This window comes from Arcobacter sp. LA11 (assembly GCF_001895145.1).
Classification (GTDB): domain Bacteria; phylum Campylobacterota; class Campylobacteria; order Campylobacterales; family Arcobacteraceae; genus Halarcobacter.
On sequence record NZ_BDIR01000008.1, the window covers coordinates 33,882 to 56,956 of the forward strand.

A 23,075-nucleotide genomic window follows, 5' to 3' on the forward strand; every position below is an offset into this window, starting at 1 on the left:
AAGAGGAAAAGCCAATGTTTCACGAATATAGAGATATTATCACAGACTTAAAACAAAATGATGGACACTTTGTAAAAGTGTTTGACAAACATAATGACTTAGATGAAGAGATTATTGAAATGGAAAAAAACCATGCTGATCAATTTGAAGTTGAAGTAAAGAAAAAAGAGAAGCTAAAGCTTAAAGATGAAGTTTATAATCTAATTATTAAACATAAAAAAGAGAACAATTTATAAGATTTATAATTGTTTTGTAAAAGGGGTGAAAGTTTTTTGACTTTCATCCCTTTTTTTTTGCTTAAAATCTTAATCATAAGCCTTATACTAAGCCTTTTTTAGATAAAATATCTAAATTTTATATATAAAGGCATTTTTTAATGGAAAACCTTTTCGAAAATCAAGATATTATTGATATAAATATTGAAGACAGTATTAAAGCTTCATACTTAGATTATTCTATGAGTGTAATTATTGGTAGGGCACTACCTGATGCAAAAGATGGTTTAAAACCTGTACACAGAAGAATTCTTTATGCAATGCATGATTTAAATATGAGTGCACGTGCTCCATATAAGAAGTCAGCAAGAATTGTTGGTGATGTTATTGGTAAGTACCATCCACATGGTGATACTTCTGTTTATGATGCATTAGTTAGAATGGCACAGGACTTCTCTATGAGAGAACCTTTAATTGATGGACAAGGAAACTTTGGTTCTGTTGATGGTGATAATGCAGCAGCGATGAGATATACAGAGTCAAGATTTACTAAAATTTCTGAAGATATTTTAAGAGATATTGATAAAGATACAGTAAACTTTACTCCAAACTATGATGATACTTTAAAAGAACCAGCGGTTCTTCCAACTAGAGTTCCTACATTACTTATGAATGGTTCAGAAGGTATTGCAGTTGGTATGGCAACAAAAATCCCACCACATAACTTAGGTGAGTTATTAGATGCTATTTTACATACAATTGATAATCCTGAAGCAACTGCTGATGAGTTAATGCAATTTATCCAAGGTCCAGATTTCCCAACTGGTGGAACAATCTTTGGTAGACGTGGAATAATTGATGCGTATAACACAGGTCGTGGTAGAGTTAAGATTAGAGCTAAACATCATATTGAAACTAAAGGTAAAAAAGAAGTTATTGTTTTAGATGAACTTCCATACCAAGTTAATAAGTCAAGACTTATTGAACAAATTGCTAATTTAGCAAAAGATAAAGCTATTGAAGGAATTTCAGAAGTTAGAGATGAGTCAGATAGAGAAGGTATTAGAGTTGTAATTGAACTTAAAAAAGATGCAATGTCTGAGATTGTATTAAACAATCTTTATAAGTCAACTCCAATGGAAACTACATTTGGAATCATTCTTTTAGCAGTATATAATAAAGAGCCAAAAGTATTTAAGTTACCAGAGATTTTAAATGTTTTCCTATCACATAGAAAAACTGTAATTATTAGAAGAACAATATTTGATTTAGAAAAAGCAAAAGCAAGAGCACATATCTTAGAAGGTCTAAAAATTGCCCTTGATAATATTGATGAAGTTGTTAAGATTATTAGAGCGTCTTCAAATGATGCTGAAGCTAAAGAGAGTTTACAACAAAGATTTGGATTAAGTACTATCCAATCTCAAGCTATTTTAGATATGAGATTAGGAAGATTAACAGGTCTTCAAAGAGATAAATTAGAAGCTGAATATCAAGAGTTATTAGCACTTATTGCTGAACTTGAAGAGATTTTAAAGTCTGAAGATAGATTAAATGAAATTATAAAAGAAGAATTACTTGAAATAAAAGAAAAGTATGCGACTCCTAGATTAACAGAAATTGAAGATTCATACGATGAAATTGATATGGAAGATTTAATTCCAAATGAGCCAATGGTAGTTACTATTACTCATAATGGATATGTAAAAAGAGTTCCAATTAAATCATATGAAAAACAAAGACGTGGAGGAAAAGGTAAAATAGCCGTAACAACACACGATGATGACTTTATTGAAAGATTCTTTGTATCTAATACCCATGATACCTTGATGTTTGTTACCAATATGGGACAACTGTACTGGTTGAAAGTATATAGAATACCAGAAGGTTCTAGAACTGCAAAAGGTAAAGCGGTTGTTAATTTAATTAATTTAAGACCTGATGAAAAAATTATGGAAATTATTCCAACTTCTGATTTTGATGAGTCTAAATCTTTAGCCTTCTTTACTAGAAATGGTATTGTAAAAAGAACATCATTATCTGAGTTCTCAAATATCAGATCAAATGGTGTAAGAGCTATTGTTCTTGATGAGATGGATGAGATTGTTACAGCTAAGATTACAGATGTAGAGTCTCAATACTTGATGATATTTACAAGTCTTGGTCAATGTATTAGATTTGATATAGATAAAACAAGAGAACAAGGTAGAAGTACTAGGGGTGTTAGAGGTATTAAGTTTAAACATGAAACGGACTTTGTAGTTGATGCTGATGTTATATCAAGTGACGAACAAGAATTATTACCAATTTCTGAAAAAGGTATTGGAAAAAGAACAACAGTTTCTGAATATAGATTAACAAACAGAGCTGGTTCTGGTGTTATATCAATGAAGTTATCTAATAAAACTGGTAATGTAGTTGGTGAAGTTTTAGTGGATGAAACACAAGACTTAATGGCACTTACTTCTATTGGTAAGATGATTAGAGTTGATATGCAAACAATTAGAAAAGCTGGAAGAAATACTTCTGGTGTAATTATTGTAAATGTAGATAAGGGTGATAAAGTTGTATCTATTGCAAAATGTCCAAAAGAAGATGAAGAGATAGAACTTGACGAAAATGGAAATATAATAAGATATAACGAAGATGGAGAAAGATTAGAAAATAAAACTGTTGAAGCTAATGATAACTCAGAAGAGTCTGCTTCTTCAGAAACACCATCTTTAATTAATGATATAGAAAATAAAGAGGATAATTAGAAAAATGAGATGTAATCCTGAGAATCAGGCAAAATTTAATGTTGCAGTTGTAGGTGCAACTGGTGCAGTTGGCGAAGAACTTTTTAGAGTAATGGAAGCATATGACTTTCCAATTAATAACTTAGTACCTCTTGCAAGTGCAAGAAGTGCTGGTGAAAAAATAGAATTTGCAGGAAAAGAACATACAGTTTTAGAATTAGCAGAAACTGTTTTTGAAGAAAATGAAGTTGATATTGCATTTTTTAGTGCAGGTGGTTCTATTTCTGAAAAATTTGCAAAATATGCAGTTGAAGGTGGAGCCGTAGTTATTGATAATACTAGCCACTTTAGAATGGATCCAAATGTACCATTAGTAGTTCCTGAAGTAAATCCAGAAGATATTGCTTTATGGAAAGAGACTGGAATTATTGCAAATCCAAATTGTTCTACAATTCAAATGGTATTATCTTTAAAACCACTTGATGAATTGTATGGAATCAAAAGAGTTGATGTTTCAACTTACCAAGCAGTTTCAGGAGCTGGAAAAGCTGGTATGGAAGAACTTGTTAAACAAATGCAAGATATGTTAACTTTTAAATTAGATGATTCTAAAATTGAAGCTTTCGCACATCAAATTGTAAATAATGTTATTCCTCAAATTGATGTTAAACAACCTAACTATTTCACAAAAGAAGAGATGAAAATGGTTAATGAAACTCAAAAAATCTTACACAAAAATATTGCAGTAGCTGCAACTTGTGTTAGAGTTCCAGTTTTAAGATCTCATTCTGAGTCTATTACTGTTACTTTTGAAGATGGTATTGATGTTGATGTTGCTGAGGTTAGAGAAGCATTAGAAAAGTTTGAAAATGTTGAAGTAATCGATGATTTAGAAAATAGTGCATACCCAATGCCTATTATCTCTACTGATACTGATACTACTTTTGTAGGGAGAATTAGAAAAGATATCTATGATGAAAATGTAGTTCATTTCTTTAATGTTGCAGATCAAGTAAGAGTAGGAGCAGCTACAAACTCTGTTAGAATTGCTCTTAAATGGATAGAAATGGAAAATGATATCTAATGATCGAAAGACTTTTTGAAAATACAATGTGGAAGGCAAGATTATTTATAATCTTTGCTGTTGTATTTGGTCTTATTGGAGCAGTGATTTTATTTATCGTTGCTTCAGTAGATATCTATGGAGTACTTGCATATACAGTAAATGTATACGCAAATGGTTTACATCCAGAAGATTTTCATCAAGTTATTGTTAGTCAAATAATTGGTGCAGTAGATTTATACCTAATTGCAATTGTTATGTTAATTTTTGCATTTGGAATATATGAACTTTTTATTTCAAAAATCGAAGCTGCTGAGAATAAAGAGACAGGACAAAATATCCTAGCTATTAGTTCTTTAGACCAATTAAAAGATAAAATTGCAAAAGTTATTGTTATGGTTTTAGTAGTAGGATTCTTTCAAAGAGTTTTACATACAGAATATAATGGTGCTTTAGAAATGTTATATTTTGCAATGTCTATTATGGTACTTGCAATAGGACTTTTCTTTTTAGGAAAAGTTGGTAAAAAAGAAGAAAAAAAAGAGATTAAAGGTTAATAGAAAATGTCAAAAATATTTGTAGATGCGTGTTTAAGAAAAGAGACTCCTTATACTCCAGTGTGGATGATGAGACAAGCTGGAAGATACTTACCAGAATATATGGAAGTAAGAGCGCAAGCAGGAAACTTTTTAAATCTTTGTCATGACCCAGAAAAAGCTTGCGAAGTTACTATTCAACCACTTGATATAGTTGGTGTTGATGCAGCAATTTTATTTTCTGATATTTTAGTAATTCCAAATGAAATGGGAATGCACTTAGATTTTATCAAAGGTGAAGGACCAATTTTTAAAGATCCTATCGTAACAGAAGAAGATGTTGATGATTTACTTGGTGGTGAAGCAGCAGCTGATAAACTCACTTATGTATATGAAACAATTAAACTATTAAAACAAAAATTACCAGAAGATAAAGCTCTTATTGGATTTACAGGGGCTCCTTGGACACTTGCAACATATATGATTGAAGGCCAAGGAACTAAAACATATAATATTTGTAAGAAGATGATGTATTCAAATCCTGAATTACTTCATAAGATTCTTAGAAAAGTAACTGAAGTAGTTAAATTTTATATGATTAAACAAATTGAAGCTGGTGCTGATGTTGTTCAAATCTTTGATTCATGGGCAGCTGCTATTGAGCCAGGAAGATATGATGAGTTCTCATGGAAATATATGGTAGAAATTGCTGAGTATATTAAAGAAAGATACCCTGATATCCCAGTTATCATGTTCCCTAAAGGTGTTTCTGCTTTTATTAACATGGGTGGTGTATATGGAAACTTTGATGTATTTGGTGTAGATTGGGGAACTCCTATGTCTATGGCTAAAGCAAAACTTGGAGATAAATATGTTCTTCAAGGAAATATGGAACCTTGTAGATTATACTCAAAAGAAGAGACTACTAAATGTGTAGAAAAAATCCAAGAAACTATGCAGGGGGTTGGTCATATATTTAACTTAGGACATGGTATTTTACCAGATGTTCCGGTTGAAAATGCAAAACACTTTGTATCAGAATGTCAAAGAGTTTCAAAAAAATAAATCTTAAATCTCATAATAAGTAGGTTTTTACCTACTTATTTTCTAAAAAGTAAATCATGTCATATTCAAATTCTATTATTTTTGGTCCAATCCCTTCACGAAGGTTTGGCATATCTTTAGGTGTTGACCTTTCTCCTTCTTCTAAGCAGTGTAATTTTGATTGTTTATATTGTGAGCTTGAAAAAGCTAAAACAGTTGATTCTATGACTTCTTATCCTAGTGTATTAGGAGTTGTGAATGCAATTAAAGAATCTTTTGCAAAACATCCAAGTATTGATGTAATAACTATAACTGCAAATGGTGAGCCTACTTTATATCCATATCTTGATAAATTAGTTGATGAAATAAATAAGATAAAACAAAATGCAAAAACCCTTATTCTTTCTAATGGAAGTACAATATATGATGAAAAGATTTTTGTAACTTTACTAAAATTTGATACAGTGAAGTTATCACTTGATTGTGTAAGTGAAAAATGTTTTAAAAAGCTTGATAGAATTCATAATAATATAGATGTAAAAAAGATAGTAGAATCTATGATAAGTTTCTCAAAAATTACAAAAAATCAATTTGTCTTAGAAATTCTTTTTGTAAAAGATTTGAATGATAAAAAAGAAGAGATAAATCTTTTATATGAAGCAGTTAAGAAGATAAATCCAAGTAGGGTAGATATAGGGACAATAGATAGACCTCCTGCATATGATGTAAAGCCAGTTTCTTTTGAACAACTTGAAAATGTAGCGAATAAATTTGAGGGTATAAATGTAAATATTGCTTATAAAAATCGCCCAAAACAGACAAATAGTTTTTCTGAAGATGAAATAGTATCTATGTTGAAAAGAAGACCTTTGACAAGTGATGATATTGATAATTTATTCGATGAGAAAAGTAAAGATTTACTTAAAAACTTAGTTGAAAAAGGTCTTATTTCTATTATTGATAGTAGTGGTGTAAATTTTTATAAATTTTTGTAAAAAAGACTAAAAATATCTTGACAAAAAAAGAATTTTTAAATATAATTCCACTCCATTTAAAAATGAAGTCAGATTCCGGCATAGCTCAGTGGTAGAGTAGATGACTGTTAATCATTTGGTCCCTGGTTCGAATCCAGGTGCCGGAGCCATTTAACTTCAATTTTAAATCAATTTATTTTTATACATTCCGGCATAGCTCAGTGGTAGAGTAGATGACTGTTAATCATTTGGTCCCTGGTTCGAATCCAGGTGCCGGAGCCATTAAAAGCTTTTAGATATTTGAACATTAGTTCTTTTATCTAGAAGCTTTTTTTTTGCCTTTCTTTATAAAATATTTATATTGATTCTTCTTTGAACTTCAGATTTAAACTTAAAAAATATTTTTAATAATTATTAGATATAATCTTTTTAAATATTAAATAAAATGAAATATATTGATATTAACTAGATATTGTTTCAATTATTATTTTAAAGGAATTATATGAGTAAAATAGAAATAAAATTTGAATTTGATTTTGGTGAAAATAGAAGTTTTACTAATGAATTTACAAAAGAACAACTATGTTCTTTATTAGAAATTATTAACGTAGGTGGAAGAAAAAAAATGAATAATTGCTGTTTTCATTCAAATGGAAATAATTTATCTTATTCAGCCTCTAAAATGAATGGTAAGAAATATGAATTAAAAAGAAATAGTGTAAAAAATGAAATTATAAGTAAGTTAAGAAGATATGGACATAGTTGTTAAAGTTTAATTTAGTATATATATACAATATAAGTTTAAGAAGATATAATTTTCCAACTAAAAAAATGGATTAAAAAATGAAATTAAAAAAATGGATATTTATAGCAATACTACTAACGATATTTTATTATGCTTTTATTGTTAACTTTTTTGTAACACTATCAATTATTGCTTCTTTGTTTGTAGTATTTAGATTATATAAATTTTATGCAAGAAGAAAACTAAATAAGTTATCAGCTTCAAAAGAGTTGTTTAGGCAGAGTCATTTAGGACATTTTATTGCTCTTGTTGCTAAGGTTGCTAAAGCTGATGGAAGAGTAGATGAATTAGAAGCTCAGCTTATTGGTATGATGTTTGATGACATTTCTAAACTGTTTGATGAGAAAGATAAAACAAGAGCTATCATGAAAGAGATTTTCAATGAGGAAAAAGAGAAAATCGATGACGTGAAAGAGATAGCTAAATCTTTAAATAATCTACTTGGTAGAAGTATACTTAAACGTAGGCAGTTTATAAGTTTTTTAATTCAACTTGCATTTATAGATAAGGGTATTAGTTCTGATGAAGAGAAAGTTTTACTTGAAATTGCAAAAGAATTAAATATTTCTCCTGAGGTGTATGATGCTATTGTAAAGAATTTTGAAAACAAAATGAAAAATAATCAACAAACTATGAGTGCATCAGAGGCTTATAAAATCTTAGGTGTAAAAGAAGATGATGATATGAATACTGTTAAAAAGACATATCGAAAATTGATTCGTGAGTATCATCCTGATATTATTAGTTCACAGGAAAAAGATGAATCTTATATCGAAGAAGCGACTGCTAAAACGCAGGAAATAAACCAAGCTTATCAAGTTATTAAAGACTTAAAAAAATAGATTCTAAAAGAATAGTATTAAATAGTTTAATACTATTCAAAGCTAAAAAGCTTTAAACTTCTTCTTTCTAAAATCATCGAGGAGCAAATTATGAAAATATTTAAATATATTCAAACTACAACAAAGCTTCTTATTGTCTGGCTCTAGCCACTTACTTTTTTTACTGATATTTTTATCACTTTTTTCATATTACATTTGACGTAATTTTTTACAAACATTTCATATATTTTATAGGATAAATTATGGAACTTACTATAGAAACATATATACTTATTAATTTTATTTTAGTACTTAGCTCTATTTTACAAATGGCAACTGGTGTTACGGTTGGTATTATAATTGTACCTTTTTTAGCAATGATTAGTTATACACTTATTCCCGTACCTATAGCTTTTGCTTCTTTAGCTTTGACAGTTATGATGGCATATAAAGGTAGAGAACATATAGATACAAAAAATATATTTCAAATTAGTCTAGGAATGATAGCTGGTATTTTACTTTCAATTTTTATTTTAAAGAATATTAAATTTGAATACTTAGGACTTGTATTTGGAGTATTTATTTTGATCTCTATTTTTATAAGTATTAGAATAAAAACATTTACTTTAAATAAAGGTATAAACTATTCAGGTGGTTTTATAGCTGGGGTTATGGGTTCCATGGCAGCTGTGGGAGGTCAAATCCTAGCTCTTTTATTTCAAAACCATTCTTTAGAGTCCTTAAAATCAACTTTAGCTTTTTTATATACTCTATTTTCAACACTGATGTTAATTATGTTCTATGTTTTTGGTGAGTTTTCTTATACTCAATTTATATCAGGGATTTACATGATGCCAGGGTTTATTATTGGCTTTTTTATTGCACCTATTTTTTCTAAATATTTTAATCCCAAATATAGTAAAACGGTGATACTTTTTATGGCAACACTAGGTTCTTTAGTTTTGATATTAAAAAGTCTTATGTAGTTGTCAATAAACTATCCTGTTGAAGAAAACTATATGATGCATGAAGTACAATGAGTTAAATATTTGGTGTATTATTTTTAGGTGGTATTTGTTTTACTATGTCTATTTTTGTAGCTGATTTAGCATTTTTGACATTTTCTGAGCTTATTTTTCAAGCAAAGGTTGGTATACTTTGTGCTTCTTTATTTGCTGGATTATTTGGATTTTTTTGGTTAAAATATGTTGCAAAGAAGCTAGACTAAATAAAAAGGTGAAGTATGAAGAAAGTGTTACTTGTTGAAGATGACTTAGTTCTACAAAAATTGATAAATGAGTATTTGGAAGAATACAATTATCTCTGTAGTGCTTTTTCAAATCCAACAGATGCTTTAGAGTCTTTTAAAGAAAACCCAGATGATTTCACTATAGCTATACTCGATCTTGGCTTACCAAATATGGATGGTTTTGATTTATTTAAGAAACTAAAAGAGATAAAAGATATACCTATTATTATTTCAACTGCAAGGGATGATATTGGGAATAAAATATATGGTTTTGAGCTTGGTACTGATGATTATCTTTCAAAACCTTATGAACCTAGAGAATTAGTTCTTAGAATAGAAGCTACTTTAAAAAAGTATAATAAGTCTGATTCCCTTAAAATACATGAATTAAGTATTGATATAAATGAATCAAGGGTTTTTTTAAGTGGTATTGAAATAGAGTTTACTAAAATTGAAAAAGAGATTTTTTTACTATTTATAAATAATTTAAATAAAATCATATCAAGAGAAGATATAGTAAATCAAACTTCACTTAAAGATGATACAAAAAACAGAACAGTTGATATGCATGTAAGTAATATTAGATATAAGATTGATGATGATTCAAAAGAACCTAGATACATAAAAGCTATTTGGGGTATTGGCTATAAGTTTTTTTATGACAATTAGAAAACGACTCTTTATATCATTCTCTTTAATCCTATTGATTGTTGCATTTATCATAGGAGTATTTTTTTATACTATTTATAACCTAAATAGTATTAACTCTCAACAAAATCATAGGTATGATCAACTAATAAGAGTGGAAAAGCTAAAAGAGTTTAATAACTCTTATTCTTGGATAGTTTTTAATATTATAACTGATTTTGACAAGATAGAGATAGTAAATGAAAGAATTAAAAAAGCAGATAAACTTTTTGAAAATTTAAGTAAACAGAAAAACGAAATTATAGATAATTCAGAATCAGAAAAAGAAAAAAAGAATCTAATTTTGATTTTTAGAGACTTTGAGATTATGCAAAAACTTATAAAAGAAAAATTATATAATCTAGTACTTAATAAAAGTGGTGACTTTACGGTATTTAATGTAAGTTTTGAACAAATAAATGTAGATACTCAAAAACTACTTGAAGAAGAGATAAAATATTTACAAGATAAACTAAATCAAACTCAAAATAAAAGAGAAGATTTCTTAGATACTATAAAACTTGAGTTAGTTGTTTTATTTATTGTCTTATTTTTACTTAGTTTTGTAATCTCTTCAAAAATTATAACTGAGATAAAAGAGAAACTTCATAGGCTTAACCAAGGTGTTTTACAACTATTTAAAAATGATGAAGAAACTATTAAAGTTAATATTGGGGAGAACAATGAGCTTAGGGAAATAACCAAAAATCTAAACTCATATTTGGAAAAGCAATCAGATATTATACACTCAAGAGAAGAACTTTTGCGAAATATTAGCCACGAATTAAAAACTCCTATTGCAAAAGGAAAATTTATGGTTCAAAAAATTGAAAAAAAAGATAATAGCCAAATAATAAAAGATATAAATACAATTTTTTATGATATTGAAAAACTTACAAATAAACTTCTTGAAAGAGAGAAATTAAACTTCGCAGTTTTAAAAATGAAAAAATTTAAATCTAGTAGTTTGATATTAGAATCTTTATCAAAACTTTCTATTGAAGATGAATCCAAAGTTACTGTAAATATAAAAGATGATTTTAATATAGATGGAGATTTTTACTACTTAACGATTGTACTTAAGAACTTGATTGACAATGCTATGAAATATGCTAAAGAATTTCCTATTGTAATAGAGAGTAAAAATGATCAGGTTTATATAAAAAATATTGCAGATGAACTTTCAAATGATTTGATATATTATATTCAACCCTTTACAAGAGAACCAAATCAGCAGCAAGGACATGGATTAGGACTAAATATTGTAAGTAAAATTTTAGAACTTCATAAATTTGATTTGAAATATAAATATAAAAATTCATATAATATATTTATAGTATCATTTAAATAAATCAGATTACTTTATTTGTTTTAAGTTAATAATGTAAATTTAAAATAATACGTCGCGGTGGAGGAAGCAAGGAGATATATTATAATAAATAAACATTAATAAATATAAAATATTAAAAGCTATTGATATAATCTAGAGTTTAACCAGACAAACTAGAAGATAATAGACCTAAACTTAAAAATAACATAACAACCACAAGTATTAAGTTAAAAAAAATCCATAATAGCTTCTTCTTAATAGTTTTATATTTTCAATTTTAAAATATTTTTGTAAAGTTAAAAAGTATATATTGATTGACAGTCTCTTGACAGTTTTGAATTGGCTATTTTAAACTTAAATATAATGTTTAATTAGTTAATAAAACTTGTTTGATAATAAGATAATATGCTAAAGAGTTTATTTTTAATAAATAATATGAATTTAAAAACAGTATGTTTCAATTTATATAAAACTAAAACATACTGTGTTAATAAGTAATAAGTTAAAGTATCTTATTTAAGTCTTATCCTAAGGTATAAGATAACAAACCTAAACTTACAAATAAAGCTGTCACTATTAATATTAAATTTTTTAAGAATTTCATAATAACTCCTTTAAATTATTTTTTTATAATCTAATTATAAAAAATCTTTGCAAAGTTAAAAAGCGTATAGTTCTTGACAATTAGTTGACAATTTTGAAATATGAATTATTATTGATTTAAGAAGTAACTAGATAGTTACTTCTTATTAGATTTATATAATAGTGATGAAATATATTATTTCAATTTTTGTGCTACAAGTTGATTTACAACTTTTGGATTTGCTTTTCCTTGTGTAGATTTAAGGACTTGTCCTACAAAAAAGCCTAATAGTTTTGTATTGCCTTCTTTAAACTTAGATACATTGTCTGGGTTTTTCTCCATGATTTCATCTATAATTGGTAAAATTATAGATGGATCGCTTATTTGTATAAGTCCTTTGTTTTCAACTATTTGTGCTGGATTTTCTCCTGTTTTTGCCATATCTTCAAATACTTGTTTTGCAATTTTACTTGAAATAATTTCATCATCTATCATTTTAACAAGTTGGGCTATTTGTTTAGCATCAAATTTTAATTCATTTGATTCTTTTAGTTCTCTAGCTACTTCTGTTACTATAATATTTGCTAAGTTAATAGGACTGTTAAGTTCAGATAATCCCTCTTTGTAAAATGATGAGAGCTTTTCATCTCTTGCTAAAATATTTCCTACTTCTGCATTTAGTCCTAGTTCGTTTGTATATTTATCAAATAGTATTTGTTGTTCACTATTCATAGATACTTCAGTTCCAACTATTTGTTCATTTTTAGCTTGTTTCTTTTGTTCTACTTTTTCAACTGGTTTATCAGATGTTTTTTTAGCCCAAGAGTCTTTTAATCCTACGATTTTATTAAATACTGGTTTTTCATCTGTATAATCAACTGGGTCAGCATAGAAGTAACCTTGTCTTTCAAATTGGAATCTTTCATCTATCTTTTCAGTAACAATTGCAGGTTCTATTAAAGCATCTTTGATAATTGTAAGAGAGTTAGGGTTTAAGTCTTCTAATCCTTCTGGAGCTTCACTAGCATATAATCTATCATATACTCTTACTTCTGCTTTGATAGCCTCTTTTGCACTTACCCATTGGATTGCACTTTTTACTTTGATACCACTAGTATCATTACCACTTTTTGAATCTGGATGATATTCTACTTTTAGTTCAACTACTTTTCCATTTTCATCTTTGATAACTTCTTTGCAAGTAATGATAAATCCATGTCTTAGACGTACTGGTTGAGTAGGGGTAAGTCTAAAGTATCCTTTTGGAGGATTTTCATTAAAATCATCTCTTTCTATATATAATTCATTTGAGAAAGGTATCTCTCTTGTTCCTTCTTTTGGAACATCATGAGGATAATATGGAGCATCAATCTCTTCTGTGCCTTCATAGTTTACAATTGTAACTTTTAGTGGGTCAAGTACAGTTAATACTCTTGGTACTTTAGTATTCAAATCATCTCTGATACAAAACTCTAGTTGTGCTACATCTACCATAGAGTTTGCTTTTGCAATACCTATTTGGTCACAGAAGTTTAGAATAGATTCTTTTGTATATCCTCTTCTTTTATATCCAGCAATTGTAGGCATTCTTGGGTCATCCCAACCACTTACATAGTTCCCATCTACAAGTTCAAGTAGTTTTCTTTTACTCATAACTGTATAATTGATACCAAGTCTTGCAAATTCGTGTTGGTAAGGTCTTGGAGCTTCTAATCCTAAGGTATCTAAAACCCAATCATAAATATCTCTATTGTTTTCAAATTCTAAGGTACAAATAGAGTGAGATACGCCTTCAATATAATCAGATAAACAATGAGCAAAATCATACATAGGATAAATAGACCACTCATCTTCTGTTCTAAAGTGATGGGCATGTCGGATTCTATATAATAGCGGATCTCTTAGTTTCATATTAGCAGCGCTCATATCAATTTTAGCTCTTAATACATGCTCTCCATCTTTAAATTCACCATTTTTCATTTTTTCAAAAAGCTCAAGGTTTTCTTCTATTGAACGAGAAGCATATTCACTTCGTTTTCCTGCTTCTGTAACAGTTCCACGGAATTCTCTCATTTGCTCTTCATCGATACTATCTACATATGCTTTACCCATTTTGATAAGTTGTATAGCGTAATCATATATCTTTGGAAAGTAATCAGAAGTAAAATATACATTTTCTCCCCAGTTGAATCCAAGCCATTGTACAGCATCTTTTAGAGCCTCAACGTATTTTGTATCTTCTTTAGTTGGATTTGTATCATCCATTCTAAGGTTACAATGACCTTTATAGTCACTAGCAATACCAAAATTTATACAGATAGATTTAGCATGTCCAATATGTGGGAAACCATTTGGCTCTGGAGGAAATCTAGTAATAACCTCTTCATATTTCCCTGACTTTAAGTCCTCTTCTACTATAGACCGTAAAAAATCTTTACTCTCACTCATTATTATTAAACCTTTTGATTTTGAAACTTTTATAAGGGTTATATTTTATCTAATTTGTGCTTATATCATCTTAGATAAAGAAGTTATTTTAGAGGTATTATTAGTCATATAAAAATTGATATAGGATAGATGATTTTATAATATAATCAAAATAAGTGAAATATTATTGATAATTAAATATATCATTTATATTTATGTAGTGCCTATATTTAAGGTAAATTTATAAAACATTTTGAACTTTTATAATTAAATATCATCTTCTCAAATCTTTTAAGTTTGATGATAGTAGAATGATAACAAATTCTAAGTAGGATATTATTATGAGTAAGCTTGTGTTAGCTTTATCTTTTTTAATGATTTTTTTTCTAGGTTGTGATAATAAAGATATAGAAAAAACTACAAAAGAACAAAAACAAACGATAACAGTATTTACTCCTAATTTTGATGAAGCTATTAGTGGTCCTATAAAAATGGAAGTAGAAGCTTTTGAGAAAAAAACAAATTCTACAGTACGAATAGTTGCTTCTGGTTGGGAAAGTATGACCCAAAGAATAGAAGAATCCTTAAATGATAAAAACATAAATTATGATATCTTTGTAGTATTGGCATCTTGGGGTGGTTCAATCTTACAAAATACAGCTGCTTCAATTCCTCAAAATATAAAAGAAAAAATTGATTGGGATGATGTTCTTCCTATATATAAAAATAATGTATTAGCTCTTAATAATAAAGCATATTTTTTACCATATGATGGTGATAATATAAATTTATATTATAGAAAAGATATTATAGAAAATGATGAATATAAAAAAAGATTTAAAAAAGAGTATGGATATGAATTAGAAGTTCCCAAAACTTGGAAAGAGTTCAATGATATAGCAAGCTTTTTTAATAACTGGGATTGGGATAAAGATGGAGAGGTTGAATATGGTTTTGCTGGAAGTAGGGTAAAAGATTATGCTACTGCACTATTGTTTTTAACTAAAGCTGCTGCTTATGCAAAACATCCAGATGATAAAGCATACTATTTTGATATAAATAATATGAAAGCAAAGATTGATAATCCTGGTTTTGTTAAAGCACTTGAAGAGTATATTGATATTATGAAATATGCACCAAAACAAGTAATGAATTTTTCGCCACTAGAAGTAAGACAAAGTCTTATCACAGGAAATGTTTTGATGGCAATAGATTGGGCAAATATTGGTACAATGTCTCAAAACTCTTTAGAATCACAAATAAAAGATAAAATCGGCATAGCTAAACTTCCAGGTTCAAATGAAGTTTATAATTCAAAAACAGATAAATGGGAAAAAAGATATAATGCTCCTTCCTCAATAGTTGGGAATTGGATTATTGTAGTAAATAAAAATTCAAAAAATAAAAAACTAGCATTTGATTTTGCTGCACATATGACATCAAAAGCTATTACTAGTAAATATGTAGTGCAAGGTTGGAGTGGCATAAATCCATCAAGATATTCACATCTAATTTTAGATAAAAATATAGAAGCTTGGACAGCAAGTGGATTTAGCAAAGATTTTGCCAAAAAATATTTAACAGCAATAAATGAATCTCTTTCAATGAAAAATGTAATGAATGATATTAGAATACCTGGTTCTAATCTATATTATGATGTTTTAGAAGAATATATTGATAAAGCTATTAGAAAAGAATTGTCCGCAAAGGATGCCTTAGAAATTACAGCAAGTAAGTGGAATGATATTACACAAAAACTTGATGCTAAAAAACAATTACAGTTTTATAAGGAATCAATAAATGAGTAATATAAAAATAAGAAATCTCATACTATATATATTCCTTGTAATAGGTATAGGCATTGCCCTAAGTGGTACTATTTTATACCTTTCATTAAATAATCTATCTTCTTTAAATAAAGAAATGATACTTATTAGTGATACAAAAAATAGCTTTTTAAATGTAAAGTTACAAACAGAGCAACTACTAATTACTAAAGACTTAGCTAAATCTAAAATCGAATGGATTGAATCTATTAAAAAATTTGATGAAGATAGTAAGTTTCTAAAACCTAAACATCAAGAAGTTTTTAATAATTCTTGGTATATATCAAAAAAAGAGATAGAAAAAATTATAAAAGATTTAAATAATGATATATTAAAACCTTATAATTTAGAGAAAAAATCAATTTCTATGTTAAAAGGCGAAATGTTTGCATTGAATGAAAAAACAAAATTTTATACATTAATCCTTTCATTGATTAAAAAAATTGAGTTTTTAATACAATATGAAGAGTTTATTTTTAACGATTTATCTAAATTAGATAGTATGGAAAGAGATAATATTAATCAACAAATTTCAAAAACGATAATAAACACGGTGCTTTTTATTATTATAACTGTTGGTTTAATGCTTATTGCGATATTTATACTAAATAAAAAGATATTAAAAATTGAACAAGAATTAGTAGATTCTAAAAAAGAACTACATGATAATGTAATAAAATTAGAAGATTCCAAATTGCTTTTAAAAAATATAATTGATACAGTTCCTGTTTCTATATTTTGGAAAAATATAGATGGTGAATATATGGGATTAAATAAAACATTTCTTCAAGAGTGTAAATTAGATTCTGTAGATGATATTTTAGGTAAAACTGATTTTGATTTGCCATGGAAAAATATTAAGGCAAAACATTATAGAAGAATTGACTTTGAAGTTATTAATAGTGGTGAATCAAAACTTCAAATAGAAGAAACCTATGTCAGAGATAATGGTGATGAATCTTTTTTATTGAAATCAAAAGTGCCTTTAAAAAATATACAGAATGAGATTATTGGAGTTTTAGGAGTATCTATAGATATAACTCAAACTAAAATAATGTATAACGAGCTAAATCAAAAAGATAAACTTTTAGCTCAACAATCTAAAATGGCAGCTATGGGTGAGATGCTTGAAAATATTGCACATCAGTGGAGACAACCACTTTCAATGATATCAAGTACAGCTAGTGGGATGGAAGTAAAAAAAGAATTTGATACCTTAGATGAAGAGTATTTTAAAGAAGCCATCCATCATATAATGGAATCAACTAGTTTTTTAAATCAAACAATTGAAGATTTCAGGAATTATTTTAAAGAAGATAAAGAGATAAAAGAATTTACTATAACTAAATCTTTAGACAAAGCTCTGTTTATATCTGATTCAAGAATAAAAAATAGATCAATAAAGGTTGTTAAAAATGCTCAACCATTAAATGCATTTGGTTTAGAAAATGAATTTATTCAAATTATTATGAATATAATAAATAATGCAATTGACGTCCTTGATGAAAAAAATATTAGTGAAAAAATAATCTTAATTGAAACAAATCAAACTGATAAATATACTGAATTGTCTATTCATGATAATGGAGGAGGGATTCCTCACGAGATATTAAATAAAGTATTTGAAGCTTATTTTACAACTAAAGACTTTACTGACGGCACTGGTATAGGACTACATATGTCAAGAGATATGATTGAAAAACACATGAGTGGATTTATAAGTGTTAGCAATGAAGAGTTTATCTTTGATGATATTGAATATATAGGTGCAAAATTTATTCTAAGATTACCAAGTAATGAAGTTTTAGTTTAGTTCTTTATTAATAAATTCTTCTAATCCAGTATTTTTAATAGGAACTATTTTTGTGAACTTTACTATATCTTTGTCAATAGGCATTCCTCCTATTTTACTTTGTATCAATTCAATATGTAAAGAGTCGTTTTTTAAAGAGAATTGTACATAGTTGTAGTATGTTGAAGCTTCTTTATTTATTTGCTTAAAGTTTATAGTTTCAACTCTTAAAGAAGTATAATCAACCTTTCCTTTATCAAATAATAATGTAAAAATAAAATAAGGTAATATATTTGGATTTATTTTTTCTATATCTGTTTCTTCATTAAATATATTCTGAATAACTTTTGAAAAATAATCTTTGTTCATTATCCCAATATCTTTTAATACTTCTGAATTAATATATTCATATACAAAAGAAGAGTTCTCTTTCATAAAGTTTTTTAACTCATTTAATTGTAAAGGGCTTAATGGTTTTTTTTCTTGCATTTTTATTTCCATATATATTTATTCTATGTATCTTTTTTAAATACTTTTATAAAATGATATTAACAAAGTGTTTATAAATTGCCTGTAATTGTTAAACAAGCTTTTAATTGAGTTATTCAATGATTAAAAAAGAGTTACCTTCTGAAACTGAAATTTATTGCAGGATAAAAAGAAAAAACTAGAATTGATTTTTAGCATCTAATATCTCAGTATTATGAAGTGGTAATATAGGTTCAACTACACTGTATAAAAACTTATTGTTATCAAAAACAGTTTTTGAAATAATTCCTACTAATTGCTTATCTTGAAATACGCCACCACCACTATTTGAAGGAATAGCTAAACAACTACTTCTTATTTCATTTTTTTTTGTTAAATCAGATAAATCTAGAGAAGTATTAAGTCCTGTAGGAGTATTTTTAGCTTTATAAAACTTACAGTTCTTTTCTTGCAAAAGTGTATTGTAAAACATTCCAATTTTTGACATAGAATAGTATTTAAATGTTCCAGGTTTATTTAGGTTTAGTTTTGATACTTTTAGTTTAGAAACAGCATCTGTTTTTATATAATTTAAATCAAATTGTATGTTTTTAGATTTTTGAATATTACAATGCTTTGCAGTATATATTTTATTATCAGCATGAATACCATTGCAGTTTTTGAATCTTATGAAGTAGTTATATTCTTTGTTAAAAGTGGGTTTGTGAGAATTGATATCCAAATATTTAGGAATCTCTTCTAAACTATTTTTAGGAAAAATATATTTAGGCACTAAGTTATTTATATATTTATCAAGCTTAAGAATATTATTACTCATTGCTTTTATCGTAAACTCTGGGTCAGGGTCTTGTATTAGAATTTTTTTGAATTTTATCAAACAATTCTTAGTGGATTTTAAATAGATATATGACAATCTGGTATTCTCACTAAATTGTTTGGCTTTTTTATATTTCTCAATACAATCATCCCAAGTAAAAGCATAAAGGTAATTAATATTCATTAGTAGAATATAGATTACTATATATAACTTTCTCATAATATAGAATTATACCATATTTTATTACTATTATAAAGTTTTTAAACTAAACTTCAAATACACAAAATTATAATATACTCACACATGAATATTAAATAGGGTGATAAATGAAAGAAAAAATTAAAAAATATATTAAAGAAGGTATTATATTTATTGTAGTTTTGACAATTGCACTTAATGCAATGAGTTATTATCGGTCTTTAGATTTAAATAAAGACAAATTAGATTTTGAAAGTGTTAAGCTTCTTGATGATACAACTATTTACAATATTCCTAAAGATAAACCTATTCTTGTTCATTTTTGGGCTACTTGGTGTCCTGTTTGTAAAGTAGAAGCACCAAATATAGAAAAAATATCAAAAGATTATGAAGTGATAACTATTGCAGTTCAATCAGGTGATAAAGAAGAAATTCAAAGGTATTTAGATGAACGTGATTTATCATTTAAAGTAGTAAATGACAAAGATGGTTTTTATTCACGTAAGTTTAATATAAAAGTTTTTCCTACAACTCTAATATATGACAAAAATCGTAATTTAAAATTTAGTGAAGTAGGATATACCTCTACAGCTGGGCTTTATTCAAGAATGTTATTAGCTAAATAATTTTTATGTACTGTTAAGATTTTAATTTACTTTTTAAGATAATTTTACCTGCTTCAACACCTGGTTGGTCATAAGTATTAATATATAAAAATCTTCCTACAATGGAAGTTAAAAGTTCGTAAGAAAACATTAATCTTGCTAGATTATATTCATCGACTTTTTCAATAGTTATAGTATCACATGGTATATCTTTTAAATCTTGCACAGCCTTTATTGTAGCATCTGCTTGGTGGTTTATAAGCTCTGAGAACTTAAGGTTATTAATATAATCTAACTCTTCTAATCCTTTTAATTTTACATCAGGAATTTTAGAATTGTCTAAAAAGTTTTTTATTTTTATAAAAGTAACTGTTTTATCTCTTTTCCCCTCTACTATAAGCTGTAAAAAACTATGTTGGTCAACAGGCCCTAATAGACCAATTGGAGTTAAACCTTGGTTTGTATTGTCATTATCGATTTTCCCTAAACTCTCTCCCCATAACTGTACATACCATTTGTTAAAACCTTCAAGTTCACTTGCATATGAGAAAACGATATTATTATTGAATTTATGTTTTAGTTCAGACATAAATCTTGCTTTTGTCATAAGCTCTTTGTATAAATTTTCTTGTTCAAAAAATTCTTTATATATATCCTTACAACCAAGTAATAATTCATCAATATCAACGCCAATGATAGCAAGAGGAACTAATCCTACATTTGAAAATACAGAGAATCTTCCTCCTACATTTTTAGGTATTTCAAAACTTTTCATTTCATTTGCTTTTGCAAAGGTATTTAGCTTACTATCTGTTTCTGTAATAGTGATACAGTTTGATTTATCTATTTTTGTTTTTGAGTAAAGATATTTAAATACACTGATTGTTTCAATTGTTGTTCCTGATTTACTAACAATTATAAAAAGAGTGTTGTTTAAATCAAGTTTTTCGATTCGACTATTTATATCAATAGGATCAGTTGATTCAAAAAAATGTAATTTTTTATCATAATTATTTGAACGAATTAGAAAATTATATATAGCAAAGGTTCCAAGAGTACTCCCTCCAATACCAATGATTGCAATATGTTTTTGTTTTACAGTTTTTGCATATTTTTTTATTGAAGTTGTATCTTGAAAAGGTAAATCATAATAACCTATTGTTCTTTTCTCTTCTTTAAGTATCTCAAAAATTTCAGTGTCTGAAAGCCTTGGATTAAAATTTGAGTTGTATTCCATGTCTTATCCTTCTATACTTTTTATTACTAAGTCTTGGGCTTCTTTTACTATTAACTCTAAATGCTCTTCACTAATAAAACTTTCTGCATAAATTTTATAGATATCTTCAGTTCCCGATGGTCTTGCTGCAAACCAGCCACTTTTTGTTGTAACTTTAAGACCTCCAATACTTGCTTTATTTCCACTTGCATTTGTATAAATAGCTTCTATTTCTTCTTTTGCTAATGTTTTTGAAGTGATATCTTCTACACTTAATTTTTTTAGTTTTGCTTTTTGTTCAAAATTTGCTGGAGCGTCAACTCTTTTATAATAAGCTTTTCCAAATTCTTCTTCAAATTCTTTATAAATTTCTCCTGGGTCTCTTTTTAGATTTGCAGTAATTTCTGCTGCTAAAAGATTTAAAATGACTCCATCTTTATCCGTTGACCAAGCAGTGCCATCTTTTCTTAAAAATGAGGCTCCTGCACTTTCTTCTCCTCCAAATGCTAAAGTTCCTTTATGTAAGCCTTCAACAAACCACTTAAATCCAACAGGTACTTCAAATAATTTTTTGTTTAAAGAGTTTACTACTTTATCAATCATTGAACTTGAAACTAAAGTTTTACCAACGTAGAGTTCATCTTTCCAAGTTCTATTTGAAAACAAGTACCAAATAGCAACAGCAAGATAATGATTTGGATTCATCAGTCCCATACTTTTTGTAACTATTCCATGTCTATCAAAATCTGGGTCATTTGCAAATGCAATATCATATTTTTTTGATAAATCAATAAGTGAAGACATTGCATATTTAGAAGAACAATCCATCCTTATTTTTCCATCATGGTCACAACTCATAAAAGAGAACGTTGGGTCAATTTTTTGATTTACAATATCTAGTTCTAAACCATAAATTTCATTTATTTTTTTATATACTTCTAGTCCAGAACCACCTAATGGGTCTACTCCTATTTTAAGTTTTGCTTCTTTTATAATGTTCATATCAATAATAGTCTCTAAAGATTCTACGTAGGGTGTTATAAAATCAATAACTTCTAAATATTCTGATTGCATTATTTTGTCTTCATCTATTACTTTTATATCTTTTAAATCATTTTTTAATATTTCATTTGCTCTATTTTCTATAATAGAAGTAACATCTGTATCTGCTGGTCCTCCATTTGGCATATTATATTTATATCCGCCATCACTTGGAGGGTTGTGCGATGGTGTTATAACTATTCCGTCATTTAAAAATTCACTATTTTTATTTGATTCTAAAATAGTGAAGGATAATACTGGAGTGGGAGTAAATTTGTATTTATTTGCTATTTTACATTTTATTTTATTTGCTAAAAAGACTTTTAATGCAGTGATTTGTGCAGGTTCTGATAGTGCATGGGTATCTATACCTATATGCATAATACCATTGATACCTGCATTTTTTCTGTATTCACAAAGTGCTTGTGTGATAGCTAGAATATGATTTTCATTAAAACTTGATTTAAAAGAATTACCTCTATGCCCTGAAGTTCCAAAACTTACTTTCTGAGTTTGTTCTTTGACTTCTGGCTTATTTTTATAATATGCATTTATTAATTCTTTTACATTTACAAGAGTTTCTTTAGGGGCTTTTTTACCTGCTAATTTATTAATCATA

20 protein-coding genes and 2 tRNA genes are annotated in these 23,075 nt (G+C 27.5%); 17 read left to right on the plus strand and 5 right to left on the minus strand.

Annotated elements, in window-relative coordinates:
* Positions 1 to 14 precede the first annotated feature (14 nt).
* The 14 genes from BT997_RS09995 (at position 15) to BT997_RS10060 (ending at position 11,483) form a co-directional block, all read left to right on the plus strand.
* Entirely contained in the window at positions 15 to 236 is a 222-nt protein-coding gene (locus BT997_RS09995) for a YdcH family protein (RefSeq protein WP_072681758.1), read from the plus strand.
* 140 nt (positions 237 to 376) lie between these two features.
* A complete protein-coding gene (gene gyrA / locus BT997_RS10000; protein WP_072681759.1) occupies positions 377 to 2,974 on the plus strand; it encodes a DNA gyrase subunit A in 2,598 nt (865 codons plus the stop codon).
* 4 nt (positions 2,975 to 2,978) lie between these two features.
* The gene (locus BT997_RS10005) at positions 2,979 to 4,037 is read left to right on the plus strand and encodes an aspartate-semialdehyde dehydrogenase (RefSeq protein WP_072681760.1); all 1,059 of its coding nucleotides are present in this window, start codon (positions 2,979 to 2,981) and stop codon (positions 4,035 to 4,037) included.
* The gene (locus tag BT997_RS10010) at positions 4,037 to 4,573 is read left to right on the plus strand and encodes a YqhA family protein (protein WP_174247228.1); all 537 of its coding nucleotides are present in this window, start codon (positions 4,037 to 4,039) and stop codon (positions 4,571 to 4,573) included. The genes BT997_RS10005 and BT997_RS10010 overlap by 1 nt, the downstream gene beginning before the upstream one ends.
* A 6-nt stretch (positions 4,574 to 4,579) precedes the next feature.
* Positions 4,580 to 5,617 carry a uroporphyrinogen decarboxylase gene (hemE, locus tag BT997_RS10015; RefSeq protein ID WP_072681761.1) on the plus strand — a complete coding sequence of 346 codons (1,038 nt, stop codon included), beginning with the start codon at positions 4,580 to 4,582 and terminating at the stop codon, positions 5,615 to 5,617.
* A gap of 56 nt (positions 5,618 to 5,673) precedes the next feature.
* A complete protein-coding gene (locus BT997_RS10020; protein ID WP_072681762.1) occupies positions 5,674 to 6,591 on the plus strand; it encodes a radical SAM protein in 918 nt (305 codons plus the stop codon).
* Between the two features lie 74 nt (positions 6,592 to 6,665).
* Positions 6,666 to 6,740: transfer RNA gene (locus BT997_RS10025), tRNA-Asn, on the plus strand.
* A 37-nt stretch (positions 6,741 to 6,777) separates the two neighbouring features.
* A tRNA-Asn gene (locus BT997_RS10030) sits at positions 6,778 to 6,852 on the plus strand.
* Between the two features lie 220 nt (positions 6,853 to 7,072).
* Positions 7,073 to 7,339, plus strand: coding sequence for a hypothetical protein (locus BT997_RS10035; RefSeq protein WP_072681763.1), 267 nt, complete (start codon positions 7,073 to 7,075; stop codon positions 7,337 to 7,339).
* Between the two features lie 74 nt (positions 7,340 to 7,413).
* Positions 7,414 to 8,217: a DnaJ domain-containing protein gene (locus BT997_RS10040; protein WP_072681764.1), complete on the plus strand. Its 804-nt coding sequence runs from the start codon at positions 7,414 to 7,416 to the stop codon at positions 8,215 to 8,217.
* Between the two features lie 242 nt (positions 8,218 to 8,459).
* Entirely contained in the window at positions 8,460 to 9,182 is a 723-nt protein-coding gene (locus tag BT997_RS10045) for a TSUP family transporter (protein WP_072681765.1), read from the plus strand.
* Between the two features lie 59 nt (positions 9,183 to 9,241).
* Positions 9,242 to 9,424 carry a Na+/H+ antiporter NhaA gene (locus tag BT997_RS10050; RefSeq protein ID WP_258239471.1) on the plus strand — a complete coding sequence of 61 codons (183 nt, stop codon included), beginning with the start codon at positions 9,242 to 9,244 and terminating at the stop codon, positions 9,422 to 9,424.
* Positions 9,425 to 9,439: 15 nt separating this feature from the next.
* Positions 9,440 to 10,114 carry a response regulator transcription factor gene (locus BT997_RS10055; RefSeq protein WP_072681766.1) on the plus strand — a complete coding sequence of 225 codons (675 nt, stop codon included), beginning with the start codon at positions 9,440 to 9,442 and terminating at the stop codon, positions 10,112 to 10,114.
* Entirely contained in the window at positions 10,104 to 11,483 is a 1,380-nt protein-coding gene (locus BT997_RS10060) for an ATP-binding protein (protein WP_072681767.1), read from the plus strand. Before BT997_RS10055 ends, BT997_RS10060 begins: the two co-directional genes overlap by 11 nt.
* 757 nt (positions 11,484 to 12,240) lie before the next feature.
* Here the strand turns inward: BT997_RS10060 and BT997_RS10065 are convergent.
* On the minus strand, positions 12,241 to 14,493 hold the full coding sequence (locus tag BT997_RS10065) for a glutamine--tRNA ligase/YqeY domain fusion protein (RefSeq protein WP_072681768.1): 2,253 nt from the start codon (positions 14,491 to 14,493) through the stop codon (positions 12,241 to 12,243).
* A 320-nt stretch (positions 14,494 to 14,813) separates the two neighbouring features.
* Between BT997_RS10065 and BT997_RS10070 the strand changes: the two genes are divergently transcribed.
* Positions 14,814 to 16,280, plus strand: coding sequence for an ABC transporter substrate-binding protein (locus BT997_RS10070; protein ID WP_072681769.1), 1,467 nt, complete (start codon positions 14,814 to 14,816; stop codon positions 16,278 to 16,280).
* On the plus strand, positions 16,273 to 18,111 hold the full coding sequence (locus BT997_RS10075) for a PAS domain-containing sensor histidine kinase (protein WP_072681770.1): 1,839 nt from the start codon (positions 16,273 to 16,275) through the stop codon (positions 18,109 to 18,111). Before BT997_RS10070 ends, BT997_RS10075 begins: the two co-directional genes overlap by 8 nt.
* On the opposite strand, the gene BT997_RS10080 is transcribed toward BT997_RS10075, so the two are convergent.
* Together BT997_RS10080 and BT997_RS10085 are read right to left on the minus strand one after the other, a co-directional pair.
* Positions 18,103 to 18,579: a hypothetical protein gene (locus BT997_RS10080; protein ID WP_072681771.1), complete on the minus strand. Its 477-nt coding sequence runs from the start codon at positions 18,577 to 18,579 to the stop codon at positions 18,103 to 18,105. The genes BT997_RS10075 and BT997_RS10080 overlap by 9 nt on opposite strands.
* Positions 18,580 to 18,757: 178 nt before the next feature.
* On the minus strand, positions 18,758 to 19,456 hold the full coding sequence (locus BT997_RS10085) for a hypothetical protein (RefSeq protein ID WP_072681772.1): 699 nt from the start codon (positions 19,454 to 19,456) through the stop codon (positions 18,758 to 18,760).
* A gap of 266 nt (positions 19,457 to 19,722) precedes the next feature.
* Here BT997_RS10085 and BT997_RS10090 point away from each other — a divergent pair, with 266 nt between their 5' ends.
* Positions 19,723 to 20,220, plus strand: coding sequence for a protein disulfide oxidoreductase (locus BT997_RS10090; RefSeq protein ID WP_072681773.1), 498 nt, complete (start codon positions 19,723 to 19,725; stop codon positions 20,218 to 20,220).
* Between the two features lie 13 nt (positions 20,221 to 20,233).
* Here BT997_RS10090 and BT997_RS10095 read toward each other — a convergent pair whose 3' ends face one another.
* The gene (locus BT997_RS10095; RefSeq protein WP_072681774.1) at positions 20,234 to 21,436 is read right to left on the minus strand and encodes a glucose-6-phosphate isomerase; all 1,203 of its coding nucleotides are present in this window, start codon (positions 21,434 to 21,436) and stop codon (positions 20,234 to 20,236) included.
* 3 nt (positions 21,437 to 21,439) lie between these two features.
* Positions 21,440 to 23,074: a phosphoglucomutase (alpha-D-glucose-1,6-bisphosphate-dependent) gene (gene pgm, locus BT997_RS10100; protein WP_072681775.1), complete on the minus strand. Its 1,635-nt coding sequence runs from the start codon at positions 23,072 to 23,074 to the stop codon at positions 21,440 to 21,442.
* Position 23,075: the final 1 nt, after the last annotated feature.